The sequence below is a fragment of the Pseudoalteromonas rubra genome (assembly GCF_005887095.1).
In the GTDB taxonomy this organism is placed as follows: Bacteria; Pseudomonadota; Gammaproteobacteria; order Enterobacterales; family Alteromonadaceae; genus Pseudoalteromonas; species Pseudoalteromonas rubra_E.
The window spans coordinates 1-2,834 of the sequence record NZ_PNCI01000120.1 but is presented as its reverse complement, the minus strand read 5'-3'; the positions used below and the strand labels follow the sequence as shown (position 1 = coordinate 2,834).

Here is a 2,834-nt window from a genome sequence, read left to right as displayed (position 1 = left end):
GATTTGATCAACAAGGCCACTTTAGTCCTTTGCAGCGCACGCTACTTGATGATTTCTGCACGCCCAAATGTTAAACAAACCTCAGTTTCCCACATCACGGAGACTTCTACGGAAAAGTTTTCTCGCTCTATAACTTCAAACACTCCTTCATATAGAGGTTTGCTTGATATCCAGTCTATTGCTTTTCCCCAAGCGCTATTTAGAACTATTTCCTCGCGAATAACGCTTTGTGGTAAGCACGACAGCAGCGTCCCGTCACTAAGAGTTTCTTCTCTACAGTTTTTGTCTTAAACATCAGAAGAGTAGATTAAAGTCACAGTTGGCCAGCCACTGGAACTTTCAACGATCCGCGGAACTGAGAGTTTATACGTATTTTCCCCCTGCTGCTTTTCAATTTTAATTAACGCATCATATTCCTCACCTTGCTCAGGAAACATGCAAGCGCAGACAAGCTGAGGAAGAAGCATGAATACCAAAAGTGCACTAGAAAATTTAATCATACAGAGATAACACCTTGATAGAGTTTATAAAATAGTAGCTATGCCAGACGAGGACTATTTTCTCATCACTCAATGGCATTACTTGGTGTTTTTTTACCAAAGTTCATCAGACTTAAATGCGTACATAAAAACGGGGTAAAGTATGAACAGTAGTAAGGCAAATGAGCCTGTTGAAGATACAAGCTGCACAACACTAAAATGCTGAATAGTAAACGCAACACCGAAAATAAGAGTGAAGCCACCAGGCACTGCTGCAGTGAATAAAAATATGGCAATCGCTATGGCTTTACTCCCAATTGCCACATTGAAAGCATACCCATACAGGGGAATTAGCATAGTACCTGTTGTGATTCAATAAAACCTGATGCAATGAGGGATACGAAATTACTGAGATCAACATTCTCTTTAAATAGCAGGCCTATTAGCTCACTCACAGTAACAAATGCTGCAAAGCCGAAAAGAAGTTGCCATTTTTTCATAACCATACTCTCAATTTTAAATACTGAAGCCTTGGGAATTCCAAGAAACTAGCTATTGACGCCATAGTCTATTGTTATAGTTGTATATTCGAAAAAGGTTCGGGTCCCGACGACCATCTTAAACATACCAAGTCGTTTTCCTTAAATATAAGTTGATAGAAGCCACCCTCTCTTTTGTAAGCCCAAACTTCGATCTCTTGCAAAGAGTTTACAGAACATGTCGCCGGGACAATCCCTCTAATTTGAAAGTTTGGCGCGGTAAACTCTTCAAGTTCAGTGGGGTTACCTAATTGTTCTAAAATCAGATTCTTTGAGCTCCCAGTCTCTCCTACCAGTTTGAATGTACTTGCATGCAAGCTAACTGAGACTAAAAAATTCATTAAAACCAGAAAATTCATGCCTGACCTCTCAATACATCAATACTGACAACCAAAACTTTGCTCGATACCTATCAGTTTTGTTTACCAAGCCGGGACTAAATATGAAGAGCCCTACCGTTACTCAACAGCCCTATGTCATTCCAGCAACACTGACCAGGCAAGTACTAAATTGGTATGTGAGGTGCGCTATTACTGATGTGTATATTTGCCATTATTATCAACGAAAACCACGCCACTGACTGTATACCTTTCACTCTTTAACCAAGCCAGTGTTGTGAACTCAATCAGGTCGCCTTGATTAGTAGAGCTTATCCATTTTGATGGAAACGTAACGACTTTCTCGTAATGCGCTTTAGGTGTAATGCCCAACTTACCAATATTCTTACTTTCAATTTCACGCACTTGGGTGGTAGTTCCATTAATCATGACAAAGCAAACAGTGTCTTTATCTTTGATACAATAAGCTTGAGCACCGTTATCGGCACGCCACAGCATGTTTTCAGCCGCTCCAGGAAATGTCAAAGCCCCAAATAACAGTGTAATTAACGGATTATTCATAGCACCAAACGCATTACTACTGGGTGTATAGGTGCCTGGCTAAAATTAACTACCATGGAATGAAAGCCAAGCGTTTTGCATCCTTTTGAGCTCTTGTCAGCCGTTCTGTCCAAGTTCGACCTCGGCTTCATCAATGAGTGTAAAATACCCATCCTTATCATCGAGTTTAAGCGAAATTGAAATATGAACAGTTTGCCCTTCTTCTGGTTCTTCGTTGAAACCAGCACCGATAGAGAAAGAAATTTTTTGTTGTGCTTCTTGTGACAATAAATTTTGCGTTTTCAGGAAGTTGTTGACTGCGAGCTCCGACAGCCTGAATGTGTATTCAGTTTTTGCAGGCTCAGATGAAAAGAAGCCTTCTTGCGCATCTATCCTATCCTGTTTTTCGAGAATGAGTGGAAACGTAAAATGACTAATCCCTTTTTCATTCTCTAAACTGAGACTTAGATTCATTTTTTCCATGTTTAAGGTAAAAGGTTTTGACACCTTTATTTTCGAGCGTATCTGCGAAGGGTTTAACGCAGTAAAACTCCGTTCGTCAAAGTTGCGATATTTAAGCATGGTCGAGATCGGAATGCTCGAGCAGCCAAATAGACATAGTGCTACAAAAACTAAAAAAAGCTTTTTCATAACCTCTCCTTGATTTGCGACTAACGCTGTGCTTTGAGGATTCCCTCAGATATTTGTATTTAAAGTCTATATGTTAGATACATACAGCCTAGTTTAATCTAGTTTATGTAGCCAAAATTAGCCAGATAACACCCCAAGCATGTGTCATCCTCCTACACGATATGCTCGTGACTCCCCCCAGCCACAGTGCCAGCGGGCATATGTTTCACATCTCATTCAAGCGCTGCTACCTTTTGTGAAGAAGAGCACTGCGCCCAAGCGGTTGAGCGGTGTTTTTCAAGTTAGTT

At 40.5% G+C, this 2,834-nt stretch carries 3 protein-coding genes; all 3 read right to left on the bottom strand.

What is annotated here, in order from left to right:
- Positions 1-287 precede the first annotated feature (287 nt).
- Complete coding sequence (locus tag CWB99_RS23560) at positions 288-500, bottom strand: hypothetical protein (protein ID WP_138553581.1); 213 nt, start codon at positions 498-500, stop codon at positions 288-290.
- Between the two features lie 1,048 nt (positions 501-1,548).
- Entirely contained in the window at positions 1,549-1,917 is a 369-nt protein-coding gene (locus tag CWB99_RS23555; RefSeq protein ID WP_138553579.1) for a hypothetical protein, read from the bottom strand.
- Positions 1,918-2,013: 96 nt separating this feature from the next.
- Positions 2,014-2,547: a hypothetical protein gene (locus CWB99_RS23550; protein WP_138553577.1), complete on the bottom strand. Its 534-nt coding sequence runs from the start codon at positions 2,545-2,547 to the stop codon at positions 2,014-2,016.
- Positions 2,548-2,834: the final 287 nt, after the last annotated feature.

Bases quoted from the DNA above. Each gene is read 5' to 3' on its own strand.
- CWB99_RS23555 (WP_138553579.1), bottom strand. From the start codon at position 1,917: ATGAATAATCCGTTAATTACACTGTTATTTGGGGCTTTGACATTTCCT.
- CWB99_RS23560 (WP_138553581.1), bottom strand. From the start codon at position 500: ATGATTAAATTTTCTAGTGCACTTTTGGTATTCATGCTTCTTCCTCAG.
- CWB99_RS23550 (WP_138553577.1), bottom strand. From the start codon at position 2,547: ATGAAAAAGCTTTTTTTAGTTTTTGTAGCACTATGTCTATTTGGCTGC.